20 protein-coding genes are annotated in these 21,803 nt (G+C 70.0%); 17 read left to right on the forward strand and 3 right to left on the reverse strand.

Annotated elements, in window-relative coordinates; translation table 11 throughout:
- Positions 1-501, forward strand: a 501-nt coding sequence (locus AB0F81_RS32310) for an ergothioneine biosynthesis protein EgtC (protein ID WP_360203350.1), incomplete at its 5' end; no start/stop codon positions are given.
- Entirely contained in the window at positions 495-1,460 is a 966-nt protein-coding gene (egtD, locus tag AB0F81_RS32315) for an L-histidine N(alpha)-methyltransferase (protein WP_360203351.1), read from the forward strand. The genes AB0F81_RS32310 and egtD, both read left to right, overlap by 7 nt.
- A 13-nt stretch (positions 1,461-1,473) precedes the next feature.
- On the opposite strand, the gene AB0F81_RS32320 is transcribed toward egtD, so the two are convergent.
- A complete protein-coding gene (locus AB0F81_RS32320; protein ID WP_360203352.1) occupies positions 1,474-2,196 on the reverse strand; it encodes a Crp/Fnr family transcriptional regulator in 723 nt (240 codons plus the stop codon).
- A gap of 219 nt (positions 2,197-2,415) precedes the next feature.
- Here AB0F81_RS32320 and AB0F81_RS32325 point away from each other — a divergent pair, with 219 nt between their 5' ends.
- The 11 genes from AB0F81_RS32325 to argG all read left to right on the forward strand — a co-directional run bounded on the left by AB0F81_RS32325 (position 2,416) and on the right by argG (position 14,192).
- Positions 2,416-3,195, forward strand: coding sequence for a hypothetical protein (locus tag AB0F81_RS32325; protein WP_360203354.1), 780 nt, complete (start codon positions 2,416-2,418; stop codon positions 3,193-3,195).
- Complete coding sequence (locus AB0F81_RS32330; protein ID WP_360203356.1) at positions 3,195-5,390, forward strand: hypothetical protein; 2,196 nt, start codon at positions 3,195-3,197, stop codon at positions 5,388-5,390. Before AB0F81_RS32325 ends, AB0F81_RS32330 begins: the two co-directional genes overlap by 1 nt.
- A 2-nt stretch (positions 5,391-5,392) precedes the next feature.
- A complete protein-coding gene (locus AB0F81_RS32335) occupies positions 5,393-6,199 on the forward strand; it encodes a hypothetical protein (protein WP_360203358.1) in 807 nt (268 codons plus the stop codon).
- 191 nt (positions 6,200-6,390) lie between these two features.
- Complete coding sequence (argC, locus tag AB0F81_RS32340; RefSeq protein ID WP_360203360.1) at positions 6,391-7,392, forward strand: N-acetyl-gamma-glutamyl-phosphate reductase; 1,002 nt, start codon at positions 6,391-6,393, stop codon at positions 7,390-7,392.
- Positions 7,389-8,561, forward strand: coding sequence for a bifunctional glutamate N-acetyltransferase/amino-acid acetyltransferase ArgJ (argJ, locus tag AB0F81_RS32345; protein ID WP_360203362.1), 1,173 nt, complete (start codon positions 7,389-7,391; stop codon positions 8,559-8,561). Before argC ends, argJ begins: the two co-directional genes overlap by 4 nt.
- Positions 8,558-9,502: an acetylglutamate kinase gene (argB, locus tag AB0F81_RS32350; RefSeq protein WP_360203364.1), complete on the forward strand. Its 945-nt coding sequence runs from the start codon at positions 8,558-8,560 to the stop codon at positions 9,500-9,502. Before argJ ends, argB begins: the two co-directional genes overlap by 4 nt.
- Positions 9,499-10,650 (forward strand): acetylornithine transaminase, encoded by a 1,152-nt coding sequence (locus AB0F81_RS32355; RefSeq protein WP_360203365.1) that lies wholly within the window; start codon positions 9,499-9,501, stop codon positions 10,648-10,650. Before argB ends, AB0F81_RS32355 begins: the two co-directional genes overlap by 4 nt.
- Positions 10,647-11,579 carry an ornithine carbamoyltransferase gene (argF, locus tag AB0F81_RS32360; RefSeq protein ID WP_360203367.1) on the forward strand — a complete coding sequence of 311 codons (933 nt, stop codon included), beginning with the start codon at positions 10,647-10,649 and terminating at the stop codon, positions 11,577-11,579. The genes AB0F81_RS32355 and argF overlap by 4 nt, the downstream gene beginning before the upstream one ends.
- Positions 11,576-12,073 carry an arginine repressor gene (locus AB0F81_RS32365; RefSeq protein ID WP_360203369.1) on the forward strand — a complete coding sequence of 166 codons (498 nt, stop codon included), beginning with the start codon at positions 11,576-11,578 and terminating at the stop codon, positions 12,071-12,073. The genes argF and AB0F81_RS32365 overlap by 4 nt, the downstream gene beginning before the upstream one ends.
- Complete coding sequence (locus AB0F81_RS32370; RefSeq protein ID WP_360203371.1) at positions 12,070-12,960, forward strand: hypothetical protein; 891 nt, start codon at positions 12,070-12,072, stop codon at positions 12,958-12,960. Before AB0F81_RS32365 ends, AB0F81_RS32370 begins: the two co-directional genes overlap by 4 nt.
- Positions 12,957-14,192 carry an argininosuccinate synthase gene (gene argG / locus AB0F81_RS32375; RefSeq protein ID WP_360203373.1) on the forward strand — a complete coding sequence of 412 codons (1,236 nt, stop codon included), beginning with the start codon at positions 12,957-12,959 and terminating at the stop codon, positions 14,190-14,192. Before AB0F81_RS32370 ends, argG begins: the two co-directional genes overlap by 4 nt.
- A 37-nt stretch (positions 14,193-14,229) precedes the next feature.
- Here argG and dapE read toward each other — a convergent pair whose 3' ends face one another.
- On the reverse strand, positions 14,230-15,288 hold the full coding sequence (gene dapE / locus AB0F81_RS32380; RefSeq protein ID WP_360203375.1) for a succinyl-diaminopimelate desuccinylase: 1,059 nt from the start codon (positions 15,286-15,288) through the stop codon (positions 14,230-14,232).
- 116 nt (positions 15,289-15,404) lie between these two features.
- Here dapE and argH point away from each other — a divergent pair, with 116 nt between their 5' ends.
- The 4 genes from argH to AB0F81_RS32400 all read left to right on the forward strand — a co-directional run bounded on the left by argH (position 15,405) and on the right by AB0F81_RS32400 (position 20,514).
- Positions 15,405-16,835, forward strand: a complete 1,431-nt coding sequence (argH, locus tag AB0F81_RS32385; RefSeq protein WP_360203377.1) for an argininosuccinate lyase — start codon at positions 15,405-15,407, stop codon at positions 16,833-16,835.
- A 402-nt stretch (positions 16,836-17,237) separates the two neighbouring features.
- Positions 17,238-18,542 carry an extracellular solute-binding protein gene (locus AB0F81_RS32390; protein WP_360203379.1) on the forward strand — a complete coding sequence of 435 codons (1,305 nt, stop codon included), beginning with the start codon at positions 17,238-17,240 and terminating at the stop codon, positions 18,540-18,542.
- 60 nt (positions 18,543-18,602) lie between these two features.
- Positions 18,603-19,604, forward strand: a complete 1,002-nt coding sequence (locus tag AB0F81_RS32395) for a sugar ABC transporter permease (RefSeq protein WP_360203381.1) — start codon at positions 18,603-18,605, stop codon at positions 19,602-19,604.
- A gap of 1 nt (position 19,605) precedes the next feature.
- The gene (locus AB0F81_RS32400) at positions 19,606-20,514 is read left to right on the forward strand and encodes a sugar ABC transporter permease (protein ID WP_360203383.1); all 909 of its coding nucleotides are present in this window, start codon (positions 19,606-19,608) and stop codon (positions 20,512-20,514) included.
- Between the two features lie 168 nt (positions 20,515-20,682).
- On the opposite strand, the gene AB0F81_RS32405 is transcribed toward AB0F81_RS32400, so the two are convergent.
- Positions 20,683-21,732, reverse strand: a complete 1,050-nt coding sequence (locus AB0F81_RS32405; RefSeq protein WP_360203384.1) for a LacI family DNA-binding transcriptional regulator — start codon at positions 21,730-21,732, stop codon at positions 20,683-20,685.
- Between the last annotated feature and the right edge of the window lie 71 nt (positions 21,733-21,803).

The following is a 21,803-nucleotide window of genomic DNA, read 5'->3' on the forward strand; positions in this document are numbered from 1 at the left end:
GCCGGCGCGGTGCTGGCGGCGGTGCGCTCGGCAACCGTCGGCCTGCCGGTGGTGGAGACCGCCGCGGCCCCGTTCACCGACGGCCGGTGGCTGTTCAGCCACAACGGCGTGGTGCGCGGCTGGCCCGGCACGCTCGCCGGCCTCGCCGGCGAGCTGCCGGTCGAGGACCTGCTCACCCTGGACGCGCCCACCGACTCCGCAGCCCTCTGGGCCCTGGTACGCGCGAGGCTGCGCGCCGGTGAGCCCGCGGCGAAGGCGGTCGCCGGCGTGGTCGGCGAGGTCATCGTGGCGGCGCCCGGCTCCCGGCTGAACCTGCTGCTCACCGACGGCACCCAGCTCGTCGCGACCACCCTCGGCCACGCCCTGTCGGTCCGGGCCCGCCCCGGGTCCGTGCTGATCGCCTCCGAACCGCTCGACGCGCACCCCGCCTGGCGCCCGGTTCCGGACGGCCGGCTGGTCGTCGCCACCGCATCCGCGCTTTCCCTCGAGGAGATTTGGTGATCAAGCTGATCGACGACCGGCACCTGGCCCGGTCGCTCCGCTCCGACGTGCGCACCGGCCTGACCGCCTCGCCGAAACAGCTGCCGCCCAAGTGGTTCTACGACTCGCGGGGCAGCGAACTGTTCGAGGAGATCACCCGGCTGCCGGAGTACTACCCGACCCGGACCGAACGGGCCATCCTCACCCTGCGCGCCCCCGAGATCGCCCGGATCACCGAACCGAAGACGCTGGTCGAACTCGGCTCCGGCTCCTCGGAGAAGACCCGGCTGCTGCTCGACGCCATGCTCAACCGCGGCACGCTCGGCGCGTTCGTCCCGCTCGACGTGTCGGACGCCGCGCTGGAGGCGGCCGTCGCGGCGCTGAACCAGGCCTATCCCGGGCTGAGCGTCAGCGGCGTGGTCGGCGACTTCGTCCAGCACCTGCAGCACCTGCCGGACGGCGACAGCCGGGTGGTGGCGTTCCTCGGCGGCACCATCGGCAACCTCGAACCGGCCGAACGGGCCGCCTTCCTGACCGCCCTGCGCGCCGCCCTGCACGACGGCGAGTGGCTCCTGCTCGGCGCGGACCTGGTCAAGGACCCGGCGGTGCTGGTGCCGGCGTACGACGACGCGGCCGGCGTGACCGCCGACTTCAACCGCAACGTGCTGCGCGTGATCAACCGCGAGCTGGGCGCGAACTTCGACCCGTACGCGTTCGAGCACGTCGCCCTCTGGGACCCGGCGAACGAGTGGATCGAGATGCGCCTGCGCTCCCGCTCCGCCCAGTCGGTGCGCATCGCCGACCTGGACCTGACGGTCGACTTCGCCGCCGGCGAGGAGCTGCGCACGGAGGTCTCCGCCAAGTTCCGCCGCGAGGGCCTGACCGCGGAGCTCGCCCGGGCCGGCTTCGAGCTGCGCCACTGGTGGACCGACCCCCACGACTGGTTCGGCGTCGCCCTGGCCCAGGCCGTCCATCGCTGAGCGGAGGAACAGGTCAGCCGGCCCGGGTCGGATCGGCGGACAGTTCCGCGATGTCCTGGAGCGCGGCCGGATCACGCACGGTGATCCGGCCGTACCCGGTGCTGAGCAGACCGGCCCGCCGTAACTCACGCAGCGCCTTCTGCACCGAGATCTCGGCGGCCCCGGACAGTGCGGCCAACTCCGGCTGAGTCAGGCGTACGCCGATCTCCAGCGCTCCGTGGCGCGCCGGTGTGCCGTGCCGGCCCGCCAGCTCGCTCAGGACCCGGGCGACCCGCGTGCGCACCGGGTACGACGTGAAGTCGATGCGCCGCTGGTTGGACCACCGCAGTCGTTCGCCCACCGTGGCGGCCAGGTCGACCGCCGCGTCCGGGTGGTCGGTGAGGAACCGTCCGAAGTCACGTCCCCGAACCACGCGGACGAGCCCCGGCCGCGGTCCGCACATGGTCACGGTCGCGGAGCGGGGCGTGCCGCTGAGCGCGGACAACTCGCCCAGCAGGTCCCCGGAGACGCGGATCGACAGGAGCGCGGGCCGTCCCTTCGCCGTCTCGGCGGTGACCTTGGTGAGCCCGTGCTGGATGACGAAGACGTGGGACTCCTCGTCGCCCTCGCGGATGAGGACGCTGCCGGGTGGCACGCGTTTCGGATTGCCGAGGCGCAGCAGCGCGTCCGCCGTCGGGCGGGACAGCCGCGCCAGGAGCGTGCCGGCCGGCCAATCCGGTGCAGTGACCTCGTGCATCACAACCCCCGGGACACACGGCGTCGTGACGTGGCCGGGCGCCCCACCGCGAGCCTACTGGGCGGGGTGCGCAAGGCATAGTCGACTCTCGATCGATGCGGGCGGTCTGTCGCATGGCCGTCGATTACGCCGAACCCATATTTCGACGGGGTGTCCACGTCCGGGCTGTCCTACGAATTGACCAGCCGGCATCGAGCCGGGTGGGCAGGAGGATCCGACGTGAGCGTTACGTCCGAGACGCGCAGGCGCTTGGTGATCGTGACCGACACCGAGCGGTACAGCGCGCGCACCACGAGGCTCCAACACGAGGCGCAGGCTGTTTTCCGGGAGGCACTCGACGCCGCGGCGGCCGAGGCCGGGCTCGATCGCGCGGGCTGGGACTGCCAGCCGAGCGGGGACGGTGAGCTGGCCGTGCTGCCGCAGGACACCGATGAACCCGTGCTTCTCGCGGGATATCTGGCCGCGCTGGACGCGTACCTGCGGTCGTACAACGCCGATCGTGCGAAGGCGGCACGGATTCGTATCCGCCTCGCCGTCAATCAGGGCCTCTTCTTCACCCGGAGCCGCAACGGCTTCGCGGGCGACGCGGTCAACGTCACCGCCCGCCTGGCCGACGCGCCGGCTCTCAAGGCGGCTTTCCAGCATTTCCCCGCGGCGGCGGTCGCCTGCATCGTGTCGGACGGCATCTATCGCGATGTCGTGGCGGGCGGTTATGACGGCGTCAGGCCGGAGGCGTACCGGCGCGTCCGGGCCGAGATCGCTGACAAGGGCTTCGCCGAACCGGCGTGGATCCGGATCGTCGGTGAGGACGTCAACGACGTGGAAACGCCGCTGCCCGGAGACGAGCCGGCAGCGGAGCCGCCGCCCACCGGCCGGCCCGCGCAGCCGGATGCCGGATACAGCGGAATCCGGGTCGGCGATGTCGAGAGCCGGGGCCAGTTGGCGATCGGCAACAACGCCACCCTGAACGCCTACCGAAGCGGAAAGCGCACGCGGTGATGGACGAGGAAGAACCCGGTCCCGAGCCGGTCCAGCCGGCCGACGAGACCGCACCCGCCGACGAGCCGAACGACGGCACCGAGCCCGAGGCGAAGGACGACGAGGACCTCACCAGGTTCAGTCCGCAGAAGGCCCGCAGCCGGATCGACGAGATGTTCGGCCGGGCCGACGCGATCCGCACCCGCGACATTCGCTCCCACGGGCAGATGGCGGTGGGCGACAACGCGACGGTGGCCGACACGATCTACAACTGGAACTTCGGGCAGAAACGGACCAGTTGGTGGGCCGTCGTCCCGCAGGAGCACATCGATCGCCTGGTCGGTACCTACGCGCCCGGCCCGTCGGATCCGGAGCTGACGGAGTCACTGGCGTCCCGAAGCGTCGTCTACCTCAGCGCTCCGTACGGCGGCGGCCGCTACACCGCCGCCTACGTCGCGCTCGCTGCACGTCACTCACCCGGACGCGTGGTGATGATCCATGTCACCCGTGGCGCGCGGATCGCCGAAGCGGTCGACGAGACCTGTTACTCCGAGGACCACGGGCACGTCATCGACGCGACGGCAGCGGAGTCGATCGAATTCATGGACCTGCTGTCGGTAGCGGCGATTGCCCGGGACCGGCGTGCGACCGTCGTGGTCATCGGGGAACTCGCCGACCATGGTCACGACCTGGGCGCCTTCCTGGTGCGGCATCGGCGGCCGGCCCCGGGCGAGGTGTTCCGGGCCCACCTGCGCCACCGGCTGGAGTCGCGGGGGAGGTGCGTCGCGGCCTGCGAGCCGCCCTGCCGCCTGCGCTGTGTGCCCGCGTACGTCACGCGGCTTGCCGGTGACCCACTGGTCGAACGCCATTTCAACGAGGCCATGCGCCTGGAGAGCGCCGCGACGATCGCCGCCGCCGTGGCGGAGAGCAAACCCGGCGAGGAGGCCGGCGTGCTGGCCGAGTGCCTTGACCGTCATCTCCGCGACCAGGCCCGGGTGATGCTCCGGGCAGACGACGACGAACGGCTGCCCGCCGGGCGACGGTGGAGCGGTTCGGCGGAGTACCGCCGGCTGTTCCGGCTCGCGTTCGTCGCCCTTGAGGACGTGCCGATGGCTGCCGTTTACCGGGCGGCCGACCGGCTGGCGCACCCGCAGCCGGCGGGGGGCGACGAACTTGAGGTGCCGTTCGAGCCGGTGGAGTTCGAGCTGGAAGGCCTGCTCTCGTCCGGCATCCGCGAGACCGGCCGGGAAGCCGCCGGGCTGGGCACGCCGACCACCGCCTGCCTGGCCAACCCGGAACTGGTGCCGGCGATGCTCGACATCGCGTGGAACGAACGTGGGCTCGGTGCGCGCCTGATGCGATGGCTGGACGTGCTGGCGGTCGATCCGCAGGCGAAGGTGCGGGAACGCGCGGGCATGATCGCCGGCCTGCTGTGCCGCAACGACTTCGACGGCGTGATGACCGAGCTCGTCGATCCGTGGGCGCGGGACGCGCGGCCTGAACGGCGGCAGGCGGCCGGGCTGTGCCTGATGACCTGCGCACACGTCCCGGTGCTGCGCCGCGCGGTGGAGGAGCGGGTGCAACGCTGGATGGATCCGGGGCCGCGGCAGAGATACACCCACACGCATGACAGCGTCGCGTGGGCGTACGCCTACGGACTGGGCGCGCTGCTGCCCTACGGCACATTCGGCCTCCGTCACCTGCGGCGGGTGGGCCTGGACGGCTGGCAGCGGCGCAGCCTGCTGATCGCCGTCGGCGTCGAGCAGACCTTCCGTCGCGATCGTGCGGCTGCTCTGCTCGGCGACCTGGACGACTGGGTGCGCAGTCCGGAGGGTGAGCGACGGCTGCGGGCACACGCCTGCCGGGCATTCGTGCGCCTTGCGCAACGCGAGTGCGACCGGGACGACGGGCGATGGCCCGAGATGCTCCGGTGGCATCAGTGTGGGGACCTGGACGGCGATCGGCTCCCGGGTCTGTGGACGGCGGCGCTCAGCCTGCCGCCGACCGCGGCGCCCGCCTGGCGGCAGCTCGGGCGCTGGATCGAATTGGGGGAGCAGAGCCCGGAGTTGGCCGGCCGGATCGTCGGGCTGGTTCGCCGGCTCTGCCGTGACCTGCACCTGCGGGACCGGCTGCGACATCAACACGACCACATCTGGCGGGAACGGCGGGCGAGTCCGTTGCTGGCTGCCGTCGGGGCGGTCATCGAAGGAGGATGAACATGTCTGCGGAGACTCAACCAGCGCAGGCCCGGGTCGCGGACGGCACTGCCGGAGGCGGCCGGCGGAGCTGGCTCAACGATTTCTTCCGTGCTGCCTCTCCCGGCGAGACCCTGCCGGAGCAGAGCTGCCAGGTCGAGGAGCGGGAACCGTTGCGGTTGCTGGCTCAGGGCGACGCCTTCTGCTTCGAGGTCCATGTCGCGTACCGCTGGCGCGGCCACGCGGCCGACCGGGAGCAGTTGCGCACGCACGCCGAGTACCTCATGCCGCGAGCGCGGCGCTTCGTCACGCACTGGTTGCGCCCGATCGCGCGCTCGTATCCGCCCCATCGGGCGCATGTGCTGGAGGAGGACGTCAACCAGCGGTTCAACGACTACTGGTGCCCGTTGCACGACGGTGATCAGCAACTCCGGTTCTCCTTCACCGGGCGTGTGGAGCCGGAGGAGGCCGTGCGGCAGCAGATGCGCCCGTACTGGCAGGCGCGGATCAAGGCGGAGTGCGACCACGAACTCGGTCTGCAACGAGCTCAGCTGGCCGACGAGCTGACCCGGCGCTGGTCGGAGGTCTTCGAGCGCCTGCAGCGCGATCCCCGGGCGGCCCACGTCGCCGCGCTGAGCGAGGAGCGGTTCGCCACCGTCTTCGGTGCCTTCGTCGACAGCCGGCGCAAGGATGTCGACGAACTCGTGACGCTGCTGCGAGACGCGGTCAAGGGGCACCACGACTCCGGTCTGGGGCCCTCGGAGTACACCCGGGCGTGGGACGCGGCGCTCAAGGCGTTCGAACAGCGGCATGGCGTCGACCGGCCGTGAACGCCGGCCGCCGGCTCCTGCTGCATGCCGCACGGCCGGACCGGGGCCGGCCGGGACCGGGTGCGCGCGGTTCGCGAAAAGCCGAACCCCGGTACGCGTCCGGGCGACATGTGATGGCCGAGACGTGGGACTCGGTTGCTCCGAGGTATGCGAGTTGATACGGTCCTCTGCATAGTCATGCGGAGGTAGGTATGGGAATTCGGGTAGCGGTCGCCGGGGCAAGTGGGTATGCGGGGGGCGAACTGCTCCGTCTGCTCGCCGGGCACCCCGAGTTCGACCTCGTCACGGCGACCGCGCACAGTCAGGCCGGTTCGCCCGTCAGCGCCGTACACCCGCAGCTCGCCGGCCTGGACCTGACGCTCGCAGCGACCGACGCGGAGACCTTGAGCGGTGCTGACCTGGTCTTTCTCGCCCTGCCGCACGGGCAGTCGGCGGCCGTGGCCGCGCAGCTGGCCGACGGGGTCAAGGTGGTCGACCTGGGCGCCGACTTCCGGCTGGAGAGCGCCGAGCAGTGGACCCGTTACTACGGTGGCGGGCACGCCGGCACCTGGACCTACGGCCTGCCGGAGCTGCCCGGCGCGCGGGCGGCCATCGCCGCCGCCGACCGGGTGGCGAACACCGGCTGTTATGCGGCCACCGTCACGCTGGCGCTCGCGCCGCTGATCGCCTCCGGCGTGGCCGACCCCGAGGACGTCGTGGTGGTCGCCTCCTCCGGCACCTCCGGCGCCGGGCGCAACGCCAAGACGCACCTGCTGGCCAGCGAGGTCATGGGCGACCTGTCGCCCTACAAGGTCGGCGCGCACCAGCACGTCGCCGAGATCAAGCAGGCCACCGGCGCGGCGTCGCTGTCGATGACGCCGATCCTGGCGCCGATGCCGCGCGGCATCCTGGCGACCGTCACCGCGCGCCGCCTCAACGGTGGGGATCCGCGCGAGGCGCTGCTGGCGGCCTACGCCGACGAGCCGTTTGTGCACGTGCTGCCGGAGGGCAGCTGGCCGCACACCGCGGCCACCGCCGGGTCCAACTCGTGCCACCTGCAGGCCACGGTCGACATCGACTCGGGCCGGATCATCGTGGTGAGCGCGCTGGACAACCTCGGCAAGGGCGCGGCCGGCCAGGCCGTGCAGAACGCCAACATCATGTTCGGTCTGCCCGAGACCACGGGCCTGTCCGCGTTCGGAGTCACACCGTGACCGTCACCCATCCCAAGGGCTTTCGGGCCTCCGGGGTCGCCGCCGGCCTGAAGGCCACCGGCAACCCGGACGTCGCCCTCGTCGTCAACGACGGGCCGGATTTCACCGCGGCCGGTGTCTTCACCGCCAACCGGGTGAAGGCCGCGCCGGTGCTCTGGAGCGAGCAGGTGCTCAAGGGCGGTGTGGTCCGCGCCGTGGTGCTCAACTCCGGTGGCGCCAACGCCTGCACCGGCTCGCAGGGCTTCCGGGACACCCACTTCACCGCCGAGCACACCGCGGCGGTGCTGCGCGGCGGCGCCAAGCCGATGATGATCGGCGCCGGTGACGTGGCGGTCTGCTCCACCGGCCTGATTGGTGAGCTGCTGCCGATGGACAAGGTGCTGCCGGGCGTGAAGGCGGCCGCGAAGGCGCTCGCCGCCGACGGCGGCCCCCGCGCCGCCGAGGCGATCATGACCACCGACACGGTGTCGAAGAACGCGGTCGCCCAGCGTGACGGCTGGTCGGTCGGCGGCATCGCGAAGGGCGCGGGCATGCTCGCCCCGGCGCTGGCCACCATGCTCGTGGTGATCACCACCGACGCCTCGGCGGACAACGAGACGCTGGACCAGGCGCTGCGCGCGGCTACCCGGGTCACCTTCGACCGGATCGACGCCGACGGCTGCATGTCGACCAACGACACCGTGCTGCTGCTGGCCAGCGGGGCCTCCGACGTGCAGCCGGACCTCGACGAGCTGACCGCGGCGGTCACCGAGGTCTGCCACGACCTGGCCCAGCAGCTGATCGCCGACGCCGAGGGCGCCACCAAGCACATCGCCATCGAGGTGGCCGGCGCGGCCAGCGAGGCGGACGCGGTGCAGGTGGGCCGGACGATCGCCGGCAACAACCTGGTGAAGACGGCGTTCTTCGGCAACGACCCGAACTGGGGCCGGATCCTGGCCGCGGTCGGCACGACCAGCGCGGCCTTCGAGCCGGACCGGATCGACGTGGCGATCAACGGCGTCTGGATCTGCAGGAACGGCGCGGCCGCCGAGGACCGCAGCAAGGTCGACCTCACCGGCCGCGACGTCAAGGTCACCGTCAACCTGCACGAGGGTGAGATGAGCGCGACGATCTGGACCACCGACCTCTCCCACGGGTACGTGCACGAGAACTCGGCGTACTCCTCGTGAAGGCCCAGCAGAAGGCCGAGATCCTGATCGAGGCGCTGCCTTGGCTGGAGCGTTTCCACGGCAGCACCGTCGTGATCAAGTACGGCGGCAACGCGATGATCGACCCGGCGCTGCAGGAGGCGTTCGCGGCCGACATGGTGTTCCTGCGCCTGGTCGGCATCAAGCCGGTCGTGGTGCACGGCGGCGGCCCGCAGATCAGCCGCATGCTGAGCAAGCTCGGCATCGAGAGCGAGTTCCGCGGCGGCCTGCGGGTGACCACCCCGGAGGCCATGGACGTGGTCCGGATGGTGCTGGTCGGCCAGGTCGGCCGGGAGCTGGTCGGCTTGATCAACCAGCACGGGCCGTACGCGGTGGGCCTCTCCGGTGAGGACGCCGGCCTGTTCACCGCGGTCCGCCGGCAGGCCGTGATCGACGGCGAGCCGGTCGACATCGGCCAGGTCGGTGACGTGGACCAGGTCAACACCTCGGCGGTCGACGACCTGATCGCGGCCGGCCGGATCCCGGTGATCGCCACCGTGGCGCCGGACGCCGACGGCGTGCTGCACAACGTCAACGCGGACACCGCAGCCTCGGCCCTGGCCGTCGCGCTCGGCGCCCGCAAGCTGGTCGTCCTCACCGACGTGCCCGGCCTCTACACGAACTGGCCGGACCGCGACTCGCTGACCTCGGAGATCGACGCCGACGCGCTGGAGAAGCTGCTGCCGTCGCTGGAGTCCGGGATGGCGCCCAAGATGGAGGCCTGCCTGCGCGCGGTCCGTGGCGGGGTGCCCGCCGCGCACGTCGTCGACGGCCGGGTCGCCCACTCGACTCTGCTCGAAGTCTTCACGGAAGAAGGATTCGGAACCATGGTGGTCCCTGCCATTCGCGAGCTTGCGAGCGAATCATCAAGTTCAGTGCCGGGGTCATGTCGCCACCGGAGCGCAGCGGAGGTGTCGGCATGAGTCTCGTCGAACGCTGGCAGCAGTCCATGATGAACAACTACGGCACCCCGGCACTCGGCCTGGTCAAGGGCGAGGGCGCGGTGCTGACCGCCGAGGACGGCAAGGAGTACGTCGACTTCCTCGGCGGTATCGCGGTCAACGCGCTCGGCCACGCCCACCCCGCCGTGGTCGCCGCCGTCACCCAGCAGATCCAGCAGCTGGGGCACGTCTCCAACCTCTACATCTCCGAGCCGCCGGTCGCCCTCGCCGACCTGCTGCTCGCGCTGGCCGGACGTACCGGGCGGGTGTTGTTCTGCAACTCCGGCGCCGAGGCCAACGAGGCCGCCTTCAAGATCTCCCGGCTGACCGGCCGCACCCACATCGTGGCCACCGACGGCGCCTTCCACGGCCGGACCATGGGCGCACTCGCGCTGACCGGGCAGCCGTCCAAGGCCGATCCGTTCCGGCCGCTGCCGGGCGATGTCACCCATGTCCCGTTCGGCGACGTCGAAGCGCTGCGGGCCGCGGTGACGACCGAGACCGCCATGGTGATCGTGGAGCCGATCCAGGGCGAGAACGGCGTGGTCGTTCCGCCGCCCGGATATCTGGCCGCAGCGCGTGAGATAACCGAGAAATCGGGCAGTCTGCTCGCGCTCGACGAGGTGCAGACCGGCATCGGCCGCACCGGGCACTGGTTCCACCACCAGGGTGAGGGCGTCGAGCCGGACCTGGTCACCCTGGCGAAGGGCATCGGCGGCGGGCTGCCCCTGGGCGCCTGCATCGCCTTCGGCCCGGCCGCCGACCTGCTGACCCCGGGTTCGCACGGCACCACCTTCGGCGGCAACCCGGTCTCCTGCGCGGCCGGCCTCGCGGTGATCCGCACGATCGCCGGCGAGGGCCTGCTCGACCACGTGAAGCGGGTCGGCGAGCAGCTGCGCCGTGGCATCGAGGCGCTGAACCACCCGCTGGTCAGCCACGTCCGCGGCGCCGGGTTGCTGCTCGGGATCGTGCTCACCCAGCCGGTCTCGAAACAGATCGCGGCGAAGCTGTTCGACGCCGGTTTCCTCGTCAACGCCCCCCAGCCGGACATCATCCGGCTCGCCCCGCCCCTCATCATCTCCTCCGATCAGGCCGATGCCCTGATCGCTGCCCTGGACGGTATCCGGTGACCCTGCGCCACTTCCTCCGCGACGACGACCTGACGCCCGAGGAACAGTCCGACGTGCTCGACCTGGCCGCCGAGATGAAGGCGAACCGGTTCGGCTACACGCCGCTGGCCGGCCCGCGGTCGGTCGCGGTCTTCTTCGACAAGGCGAGCCTGCGGACCCGGCTCTCGTTCGAGGCCGGCATCGCCGAGCTGGGCGGGCAGCCGATCATCGTGGACACCCAGAACACCCACTTCGGGCGCGGCGAGAGCCTCGCCGACGCCGGCCGGGTGGTCTCCCGGTACGTCGCCGCGATGATCTACCGCACCCACGGCGACGAGCGCCTGGCCGAGCTGGCCTCCGGCGTCGACGTCCCGGTGATCAACGCGCTGAGCGACGGCTACCACCCCTGCCAGCTGCTGGCCGACCTGCTGACGATCCGGGAGCGGTTCGGCGGCACGGCCGGGCGCACCCTGGCGTACGTGGGCGACGCGGCGAACAACATGGCCCACTCGTACCTGGTGGCCGGGGCGACGGCCGGCATGCACGTCCGCGTCGCCGGCCCGTCCGGTTTCGACCCGGCGCCCGCCGTGGTCAGCCGGGCCGCCGAGATCGCGGCGTGGACCGGCGGTTCGGTCGAGGTGGTGCGCGATCCGCGCGAGGCGGTCGACGGCGCGCAGGTCGTGGCCACCGACACCTGGACCTCGATGGGCCAGGAGGAGGACGGGAAGGACCGGCTCACCCCGTTCTGGCCGTACCAGGTCAACAAGGAGCTGCTGGCCGCCGCCGCGCCGGACGCGATCGTGCTGCACTGCCTGCCGGCGCACCGCAACGAGGAGATCACCGACGAGGTGATCGACGGTCCGCACAGCGCCGTCTTCGACCAGGCGGAGAACCGCCTGCACGCGCAGAAGGCACTGCTCAGCTGGCTGCTGGCGAAGAACGCACAATGAGTGCACCGGTCACCCGCGCCGGCAGGCATGCTCGGATCGTGGAGCTGATCCGCAGCCGGACGGTCCGCTCCCAGACCGAGCTGGCCGACCTGCTCGCCCGCGAGGGCGTGCAGGTCACCCAGGCCACGCTCTCCCGGGACCTGGAGGAGCTCAACGCGGTGAAGGTCAGCGGGGCCTATCTGATCCCGGAGGACGGCAAACGCCCGCTGCGGGAGACCCAGCAGGGGCCGGCCCGGCTGATCCGCCTGCTGCGTGAGCTGCTCACCGGGGTGGACTCCAGCGGCAACATCGCCGTGCTGCGCACCCCGCCCGGGGCCGCGCAGTTCCTCGCCAGCGCGCTGGACCGGTCCGGCCTGTCGGACGTCGTCGGCACCATCGCCGGCGACGACACCATCTTCGTCGTGGCCCGCGACGGCGGGCCCACCTCCGGCGCCGCGCTCGCCGAGAAGCTCGGCCGGTGGAGCCGGGCGGATGCAGAGGAGAACCACCGATGACCTTTATGCCGGCGGTGGAGGCCCGCTTCCCGGACTTCGCCGACCACACCGACACGCTGGTCGGGCACGGCGTGGAGTTCTTCCTCGCCTCCAACGAGACGTTGCGCCCGCACCTCAACGAGAACCCGTACGGGCACAAGCTCACCTGGCTGGACTTCACCGACACCACGGAGAAGGACTGGTCGATCCGGGACTTCCTGAACTACTTCAACGTGATCAACGGGATCGCGTTCGGCGACCGGGGCATCCCGATGCCGCAGTGGGTGATGGTGGACCTGATCCTGATGCCGGCCGCGGCGCTGATCGCCGGCCTGCCTCAGGACGAGTTCGCGCAGATGGTCGAGCGGTCCACCTTCCGTTTCGACACCGACGTCAAGCTCCTGCTGCGCAAGGTCCAGCAGGAGATGCGCGACAGCGGCTATCGCGGGCCGGTCCCGGTCGGTGGCTACTGCGCCGCGCCGAGCGCCGAGCACGGGCGCTGGGTCGGCTGGTCGCTCTGGTCGCTGATGCCGGCGGTCGGGCTCGGCAAGGCCGCCAAGGCCCTCGCCCTCTCCGCCTACCGCGCGCAGAAGCTCGACGGCGTCACGCAGTACGACAACTCGGCCCTGAAGGTGCACACCGAGTTCGGCGCGCTGCGCGTCCTGGTCGCCACCGTCCCGTTCCACACCTCGCCGGGCTCGTTCGTCTACCAGAGCGACCTCACCCTGCCCGCCGGCAGTGAGCTGCCCGAGCCGACCTTCCTGCTCGATCCGTTCGACTACGATCGCCAGCGGGCGATGCAGAAGGACATCGAAGCGGGCCGCTGCGTTTTCCATGTCCTGCCGCCCGGCCACGTCCGCCGCGACGGTAAGACGTATGTGCCGATTCTCGAAGGAAAGCCTCAATGACCAAGCGCAAGATCGTTCTCGCTTTCTCCGGTGGACTGGACACCTCGTACGCCCTCGTCGCGTTCCGTGAGAAGGGCTGGGACGTGGTGACCGCCAACATCGACACCGGCGGCCTGCACAGCGGCGAGGGTGAGGCCGTCAAGGCCCGGGCCGAGGAGCTCGGCGCCGTCGAGCACCACGTCGTGGACGCCCGGTCGGAGCTCTACGACCGCGTCATCACCTACGCGATCAAGGCGAACTACCTGCGCAACGGCGCCTACCCGTCGTGTGTCGGCGCGGAGCGGCTGATCCAGGCGGAGAAGGTGGTGGAGGTCGCGCTTCAGGTCGGCGCGGACGCCGTGGCCCACGGTTCCACCGGCGCCGGCGCGGACCACGTCCGCTACGACGCGGTGATCCGTGCCCTGGCACCGCAGCTGGAGATCGTCACCCCGATCCGGGACGAGCGGCTCACCCGCGAGGAGGAGACCGACTACCTGCGCAGCCGTGGGTACGCCGTCTCCGAGAAGGTGAAGAAGTACTCGATCAACGAGGGCCTGATCGGCACCTCGATCGGTGGTGAGGAGACCTACGGCTCCTGGGAGTATCTGCCGGAGGACGCCTGGACCTACACGAAGTCGATCGACGCCGCGCCGGCGGAAGGCGTCGAGGTGCTGCTGACCTTCGAGAAGGGCGAGGTCGTCGGGGCGGCTACGGCGGACGGCAAGCCGCTGACCGATGGCACGGAGAACTACGCCATCCTTCAAGAACTCAACGAGCTCGGCGGCGAGCACGGCATCGGCCGCGGCATCCACATGGGCTCGACGATGGTCGGCAACCTGGCCCGGGTCGGCTTCGAGGCACCCGGCATGCTGATCCTGATCGCGGCGCACCGCGAGCTGGAGAAGCTGGTGCTCTCCAACCGGCAGCAGGCCACCAAGGCGACGCTCGGCAACACCTACGGCGACATGCTGCACGAGGCCATGTACTTCGACCCGATCATGGACGACTTCCGGGCGTTCCTGGACTCCAGCCAGACCCGGGTCACCGGCACCGTGCGGGTGCTGCTGCACAAGGGCAACATCGTGCCGCTGGGCAGCAAGAGCCCGCACAGCCTGCTGGACGCCGCCACGCGCAGCGGTGTGGTCTACGGCCACGGCTCGTCGCTGTGGACCGGCGAGCAGGCCCGGGCCTTCGCCCACATGTACTCGGTGCCGGGCGCGATCGCGCGGGAGGCGGCCAGGGCCGGCGAATAGGCGGCAGCCCCGCCCTCGGGCGGGGCTCACCGTGAGGTCAGCTGAGCCAGGCGGTCAGAACCTGGAGCGCCTGGCGGATCTCGGACGCCGGGACGTGCTCGTCGTCGGTGTGGGCCAGCAGCGGGTCGCCGGGGCCGAAGTTGATCGCCGGGATGCCGAGGCCGGCGAAGCGGGAGACGTCCGTCCACCCGAGCTTCGCCTGCGGCTCACGGCCGACCAGGTCGACGAACTCCTTGGCGGCCGGCTGGTCGAGGCCGGGACGCGCCCCGGGAGCGCGGTCGGTCACCTCCAGCTCGAAGCCGGTGAAGACCTCGCGCAGATGGGCCTCGGCCTGGTCGGTGTCGCGGTCCGGGGCGAACCGGTAGTTCACGAAGACGGTGCAGAGGTCGGGGACCACGTTCCCGGCGATGCCGCCCTCGATCTTCACCGCGTTCAGGCCCTCCCGGTACTGCAGGCCGTCGATCACCGGACGGCGCGGCTGGTAGGCGCGCAGCACGTCGAGCACGGCTCCCGCGCTGTGGATCGCGTTGCTGCCCCGCCAGGAGCGGGCGGCGTGCGCGGCCACCCCCGGCACGGTGATCTTCACGCGCATGGTGCCTTGGCAGCCGCCCTCGACGGTCCCGTCGGACGGCTCGCCGAGCACCGCGAAGTCCCCGGCCAGCCACTCGGGGTGATGGCGCACCAGACGACCCAGGCCGTTCAGCCGGGCCGCGACCTCTTCGTGGTCGTAGAAGACGTAGGTGACGTCGTAGCGCGGACTCTCCAGAAGCGCGGCGAGCTGCAGGAACACCGCCACGCCGGCCTTCATGTCGGTGGTGCCGCGGCCGTAGAGGACGTCTTCTCGCATGACCGTCGGCAGATTGTCCGCGATCGGGACCGTGTCGAGGTGGCCGGCGAGGACCACGCGGGTGTCGCGGCCGAGACGGGTGCGGGCCACCACGGCGTCGGCGTCACGCAGCACCTCGAGGTGCGGATATCCCCTCAGGGCCGCCTCGACGGCGTCGGCGAGCTGCTTCTCCTCCCCGCTGACGCTCGGAATGTCGCAGATGGTCCTGGTGAGATCGACGATGTCGGAGGTGAGGTCGAGGCTGGCCATGGCGCAACTTTATCATGCTGATAGTATTTTTATGCATCGAGACCTCATGCCTCGGATGAGGGGCTCGGCGATAGGGTCAGGGAGAGGTTTCCTGCGTGAGCGACCAAGGAGAAGGTGTGCCGGAGAGCGAAGAGCCCACGCGGCTCTGGGGTGCCCGGTTCGCGGGCGGCCCGGCGGAGGCGCTGGCCCGGCTGAGCGTCAGTGTCCAGTTCGACTGGCGGCTCGCGCCGTATGACCTGCTCGCCTCCCGCGCCCATGCCCGGGTGCTGGCGAACGCGGGACTGCTCGACGCGGACGAGCTGGGCCGCATGCTGGCCGCCCTCGACGACCTGGAGTCGGCGTGCGCGGCTGGTGAGTTCCGGCCGACGGTCGAGGACGAGGACGTGCACACCGCCCTCGAGCGAGGTCTGCTCGAGCGGCTCGGCTCGCTCGGCGGCAAGCTGCGTGCCGGCCGGTCCCGCAACGACCAGGTCGCCACCGACCTCCGCCTCTACCTGCGTGACCACGCCCGCGGGGTGGCCGTGGCACTGATCGAGCTGGCCGACGCGCTGACCGAGCAGGCCGCCCGCAACGTGGACACCCCGGCGCCCGGCATGACGCACGTGCAGCACGCGCAGCCGGTCAGTTTCGGTCACTGGCTGCTGGCGCACGTGCAGCCGCTGCTGCGCGACCTGGAGCGGCTGCGCGACTGGGACGTGCGGACCGCGATCAGCCCGCTCGGCAGCGGCGCCCTCGCCGGTTCCTCGCTGCCGCTGGACCCGGCCGCGGTCGCCAAGGAGCTGGGCTTCACCGCTCCCGCGCCCAACTCGATGGACGCGGTCGCCGACCGTGACTTCGTCGCCGAGTTCCTCTTCGTCACCGCGCTGATCGGTGTGCACCTGTCCCGCCTCGGCGAGGAGGTGGTGCTCTGGACGTCGACCGAGTTCGGCTGGGTCGAGCTGGACGACGCGTTCGCCACCGGCTCCTCGATCATGCCGCAGAAGAAGAACGCGGACATCGCCGAGCTGGCCCGGGGCAAGAGCGGCCGGCTGATCGGCGGCCTGGTCGCGGTGCTGACCATGCTCAAGGGACTCCCGCTCACCTACGACCGCGACATGCAGGAGGACAAGGAGCCCGCATTCGATGCGGTGGACACTCTGGAGCTTCTGCTGCCGGCTCTCGCCGGCATGATCTCCACCATGACCGTACGGGTGGACCGCCTGGCAGCCGCGGCGCCGGTGGGCTTCTCGCTGGCCACCGAGGTCGCCGACTGGCTGGTCCGCAAGGGCGTGCCGTTCCGTGACGCGCACGAGATCACCGGTCAGCTGGTGGCGCTCTGCTCGGCCCGCGGCTGCGAGCTGGAGGACGTCACCGACGATGACCTGAAGACGATCAGCGAGCACCTCGACCCGTCGGTCCGCGAGGTCCTGTCGGTCTCGTCGGCGCTGGCCGCCCGCACCACGCCCGGCTCGACCGGCCCGGGCCCGGTGGCCGAGCAGCTCGCCACGGTGCAGCACAAGCTGGACACCTGGCGTCAGTGGGCCGTGGAGAAGGTCGTACCCCGCTGATCTGACGCACCAGCGTTCCGCCGAGGCGGTGACAGGCATGGCCTGTCACCGCCTTTTTACATTGCCTGTCCGCTTTCTTACTGGTTGCGGCTTGAGCCTGCGCCACACCGGTCAACCCTTTCGGTGCATCGTGAAAGAAGTTGCAGAGCTGTGTCGCGCCACGGGATGACGAAGCTCCCGCTCGCTGGCAGACTCATGCAACTGCTTCCATGACGGTTACGTTGCAAGAACGTGCCACAAGGTCACGGAGCCGCAGCTAGAAGCCCTGGCACCGCCCGCTAAGTCCGTATCGTGGGCCTTCTGCTGGCCACAGTGTTGCAAGTTCGTTCGCAAGGGGTTTCTAGCCCCGAAACTTCTTGCTACTGTCCGCTCCGAACCCAGCAGGTAAACAAGGAGCGCAACATGCGTCGCATAACCAAGGGAATCGCCGCCCTGGCCTCCGTGACCCTCGCCTTCTCGATCGCCGCCTGCGGTGGCGACAAGAAGGAGGAGTCCACCGGGGCTGCCAAGGTCGACCCGGCCTCCCTCTCCGCCGAGCTCACGTGGTGGGACACCTCGGACGCGAAGAACGAGGGCCCGGCGTTCAAGGAACTGATCACCAAGTTCAACCAGACCTACCCCAAGGTCAAGATCAACTACCAGTCGGTGCCGTTCGGCGACGCGCAGAACAAGTTCAAGACCGCCGCGCAGGCCAAGACCGGCGCCCCGGACATCCTGCGCGCCGAGGTCGCCTGGGTGCCCGAGTTCGCCTCGCTGGGTCACCTCTACGCGCTGGACGGCTCGGACCTGCTCGCCGACGAGTCCGACTACCTGGAGGCCCCGCTCGCCTCCAACAAGTTCGACGGCAAGACCTACGGCGTCCCGCAGGTCACCGACAGCCTGGCGCTGCTCTACAACAAGGAACTCGTCGAGAAGGCCGGCGTCACCGTGCCGAAGACCTGGGCCGAGCTGAAGACCGCCGCGCAGACCATCAAGTCGAAGACCGGCACCGACGGTCTCTACGTCAACGCCGCCGGCTACTTCACCCTGCCGTTCATGTACGGCGAGGGCGGTGACGTCGTCGACACGGCGAGCAAGAAGATCACCGTCAACTCCGAGCAGAACGTCGCCGGCCTGAAGATCGCCAAGGACCTGATCGACAGCGGCGCCTCGGTCAAGCCGTCGGCCACCGACTCGTACGGCACGATGATGACCCTCTTCAAGGAGAAGAAGGTCGCGTTCATCATCAACGGCCCGTGGGAGGTCAACAACATCAAGACCGCCCCGGCCTTCGGCGGCGTCGAGAACCTCGGCATCGCCCCGGTCCCGGCCGGTTCCGCGAAGGCCGCCGCCCCGATCGGTGGGCACAACTACGTGATCTGGTCCGGCGTCCCGCAGGAGAAGGCCCCGGCCGCCGTCGAGTTCGTCAAGTTCCTGAACTCGGCCGAGTCGCAGGCGTTCCTCGCCGACAAGCTGGGCCTGCTGCCCACCCGCAAGTCGGCCTACGAGATCGACTCGGTCAAGAACAACGCCGTCGTCTCGGCGTTCAAGCCGGTCGCCGAGGCCGCCGCGAGCCGCCCGTGGATCCCCGAGGGTGGCCAGTTCTTCGGCCCGCTCGACCAGATGGCCACCGAGGTCCTGATCCAGAACAAGGACCCGAAGGCGGCACTCGACGCCGTTGCCCAGAAGTACAAGGCAGAGGTCGTCCCGGCGTACTCCGCGTCCTGATGTGTCCGCGGGCGCCGGCTTCGGCCGGCGCCCGCACCCGTGAATCTGGAGCCCCCTCAGATGACCTCTGTCACCGCCGATCCGGCGCCGAGCGGCGCCGGCCTGATGCCCAAGCTGCGGCGCAGCTGGGACAAGCACTGGACCGCCTGGGCGATGGTCGTTCCCGTCGTCCTCGTCATGGCGGTCCTGATCTTCTACCCCCTGGTCAACGGCATCTGGCTGTCGTTCACCGACCAGAACGAGGCCAACCAGCTCGCCGAGATCTGCACCAAGTCCATCACCGGTGGCGAGGTCTGCAAGGAGAACCCGAACGCCTGGTCGTTCGTCGGTCTCGAAAACTACATCAACGTCCTCACCGGCAAGGTCGGCGAGTTCTGGCAGTGGACCGGCACCACGCTGATCTGGACGGTCGCCGGTGTCACGTTCCACTACGGTCTCGGCCTCGGCCTGGCCGTCATGATCCACCGTGAGATGCGGCTGCGCGGCCTCTACCGGGTGCTGCTCGTGCTGCCCTGGGCGGTGCCCGCCTTCATCAGCGCCTTCGCCTGGAAGTTCCTCTTCAACGAGCGGCTGGGCCTGGTCAACTCGGTGCTGAACTCGATCGGCATCGACTCGGTCGCCTGGTTCTCGAACAAGTGGAGCGCGCTGTTCGTCGCGATCATCACCAACATCTGGCTGGGCGTGCCGTTCATGATGGTGGCCCTGCTCGGCGGCCTGCAGAGCATCCCCGAGGAGCTCTACGAGTCGGCCGAGATCGACGGCGCGACGCCGTGGCAGCGGTTCCGCGCGATCACCCTGCCGGGTCTGCGGCCGGTCAGCATGACCGTGGTCCTGCTCGGCACGATCTGGACCTTCAACATGTTCCCGATCATCTTCCTGACCACCGAGGGGCAGCCGGCCGGGCAGACCGAGATCCTGGTGACCGGCGCCTTCCGGGCGGCCTTCGAGGGCATCCGGAACTACTCGCTCGCCTCCACGTACGGCGTGCTGATCCTGTCGATCCTGCTCATCTTCTCGGTGTTCTACCGGCGGGCGCTGCGCAAGCAAGGCGAGGTTTGGTGACATGGCCCAGATGACCACGACTCCGCCGGTCACGGCTGTTCCGGCGACCTCGGGACCGGCCCGGATCAACAAGCCGCGGCGCGGCCGGCGCAGTGTCGGCGCGTCGATCGCGCTGCACGGCACGCTCATCCTGGCCTCGCTGATCGCGGTCGGCCCGATCGCCTGGGTGGTGCTCTCCTCGTTCAAGCCCGGTTATGCCGTGCAGAGCACCGAGGTCACCCTGTTCAAGGACCCGACCCTCGCCAACTACCGGTACGTGCTGTTCGAGACCAGTTTCCCCACCTGGTTCCTGAACTCGGTGATCGTGGCGAGCCTGACCATGGTGGTCGGCATCTTCTTCTCCGCGACCACCGGTTACGCGCTGTCCCGGTTCAACTTCCCGGGCCGCCGGTCGCTGATGCTGGTTTTCCTGATCACCCAGATGTTCCCGGTGTCGATCCTGATCGTCCCGATCTACACGATCATGGCGAACCTGGGACTGATCAACACCCTGCCGGCGCTGATGATCGCGTACCTGACGATTGCCGTGCCGTTCTGCGCCTGGATGCTGAAGGGGTACTTCGACTCGATCCCGACCTCGCTGGACGAGGCGGCGTCGCTGGACGGGTGCGGCCCGTTCCGGACGTTCTGGCGGGTCATCCTGCCGCTCGCCCGGCCGGCTATCGCGGTGACCGGCTTCTACGCCTTCCTCACCGCCTGGGGCGAGGTGGCCTACGCGTCGGCCTTCACGCAGACCGACGACAAATTCACCCTGGCGTACGGCCTCCAGCAGTTCGTGCCCCAGTTCAATGCGCAGTGGGAATACCTGACCGCGGCCGCCGTCCTGGTGACGATCCCGGCCGGAATCGTATTCCTCTTCGCCCAGAAACATCTCGTCTCCGGCCTCACCGCGGGCGGCACGAAGGGCTGAACCCAGCCGTGTGAAGTTCGGGCGCTATATGTGCCCGGACTTCGCCCAGTGCTTTGCGAAATGCGCGAAAAGGCGCCCCGTCGAAATGTGACGGGGCGCCTTTTCGTGGTCGTCGGATAGCGCTCTCACGATGGGCGGCCGTATGCGGCCGCCCATCGTCGATGTCTTTCAGGCGGCGGGTGTGGCGACCGGCACCCCGGTGCGAACCGGAGCGATCGCCGTCGAGTTGCGAACCACCAGCTCGGGGTGGAACAGATACTCCGAGTGCGGAGCGCCATGCCCGTTGATCTCGTCGACCAGCGACCGCACGGCCGCCACCGCCATCGAGGTCACCGGCTGGCGCAGCGTGGTCAGCGGCGGGTCGGTGAACGGGATCAGCGCCGAGTCGTCGAAGCCGATGACCGACACGTCCTCCGGCACGCGCAGGCCGCGCCGCCGGGCCGCCCGGATCGCGCCCAGCGCCATCATGTCGGAGGCGCAGATCATGCCGGTGACGCCCCGGGCGAGCAGTCGTTCCGCGGCCACCTCGCCGCCCTCGACGCCGAACAGCGTCAGCGAGGTCCAGTCGTCCAGCTCGGCGTCGGAGGCGCCCAGCTCGCGGCGCATGGCGGTGCGGTAACCCTCCAGCTTGCGCTGGGTGTTGATGAAGCGGTTGGGGCCGGAGATCAGGCCGATCCGGCGGTGCCCCAGCGCGACCAGGTGGGTGACCGCCATATCGCCGGCGAGCCGGTCGTCGCACGAGACGAAGGGCGCCTCGAGGCCCGCCGCATAGCCGTTGACCAGCACGATCGGCAGCGGGCGGTCGAGCAGCCGCTGATAGCGGGAGCGGTCCGAGGTGGTGTCGGCGGAGAGCGAGGAGATGAAGACGATGCCGGAGACCTGCCGGTCGAGCAGCATCTCGACGTATTCGTCCTCGGTGACGCCGCCGGGGGACTGGGTGCACAGCACCGGCGTGTAACCGTGCTGGGCCAGGGTCGACTCGATCACCTGGGCGAAGGCCGGGAAGATCGGGTTGTCGAGCTCGGGGACCACCAGGCCGACGAGCCCGGCGCTGCGCTTGCGCAAGCGTTCCGGTCGTTCGTAACCGAGGACGTCGAGTGCGGTGAGAACCGCCTGCCGGGTTTCCGCTGAGACGCCGGGGCGGTCGTTGATGACACGCGACACCGTCGCCTCACTGACTTGAGCCTGTTTGGCGATGTCGGCCATTCGCGCACGCATGGTTCTCACTCTAGTTGGTCGGTTGTCAGGTAGGCATGGTACTGAAAGGTCTTCCATTCTATGGAAGTCCT

It is taken from the genome of Actinoplanes sp. NPDC024001, assembly GCF_040638955.1.
GTDB lineage: Bacteria > Actinomycetota > Actinomycetes > Mycobacteriales > Micromonosporaceae > Actinoplanes.

Excerpts from the sequence above, each read along its gene's own strand:
- AB0F81_RS32320 (WP_360203352.1), bottom strand. The coding sequence starts at position 2,196 with ATGCACGAGGTCACTGCACCGGATTGGCCGGCCGGCACGCTCCTGGCG.
- AB0F81_RS32330 (WP_360203356.1), top strand. The coding sequence starts at position 3,195 with ATGGACGAGGAAGAACCCGGTCCCGAGCCGGTCCAGCCGGCCGACGAG.
- AB0F81_RS32335 (WP_360203358.1), top strand. The coding sequence starts at position 5,393 with ATGTCTGCGGAGACTCAACCAGCGCAGGCCCGGGTCGCGGACGGCACT.
- argC (WP_360203360.1), top strand. The coding sequence starts at position 6,391 with ATGGGAATTCGGGTAGCGGTCGCCGGGGCAAGTGGGTATGCGGGGGGC.
- AB0F81_RS32355 (WP_360203365.1), top strand. The coding sequence starts at position 9,499 with ATGAGTCTCGTCGAACGCTGGCAGCAGTCCATGATGAACAACTACGGC.
- AB0F81_RS32365 (WP_360203369.1), top strand. The coding sequence starts at position 11,576 with ATGAGTGCACCGGTCACCCGCGCCGGCAGGCATGCTCGGATCGTGGAG.
- AB0F81_RS32370 (WP_360203371.1), top strand. The coding sequence starts at position 12,070 with ATGACCTTTATGCCGGCGGTGGAGGCCCGCTTCCCGGACTTCGCCGAC.
- argG (WP_360203373.1), top strand. The coding sequence starts at position 12,957 with ATGACCAAGCGCAAGATCGTTCTCGCTTTCTCCGGTGGACTGGACACC.
- dapE (WP_360203375.1), bottom strand. The coding sequence starts at position 15,288 with ATGGCCAGCCTCGACCTCACCTCCGACATCGTCGATCTCACCAGGACC.
- AB0F81_RS32390 (WP_360203379.1), top strand. The coding sequence starts at position 17,238 with ATGCGTCGCATAACCAAGGGAATCGCCGCCCTGGCCTCCGTGACCCTC.
- AB0F81_RS32395 (WP_360203381.1), top strand. The coding sequence starts at position 18,603 with ATGACCTCTGTCACCGCCGATCCGGCGCCGAGCGGCGCCGGCCTGATG.
- AB0F81_RS32400 (WP_360203383.1), top strand. The coding sequence starts at position 19,606 with ATGGCCCAGATGACCACGACTCCGCCGGTCACGGCTGTTCCGGCGACC.
- AB0F81_RS32405 (WP_360203384.1), bottom strand. The coding sequence starts at position 21,732 with ATGCGTGCGCGAATGGCCGACATCGCCAAACAGGCTCAAGTCAGTGAG.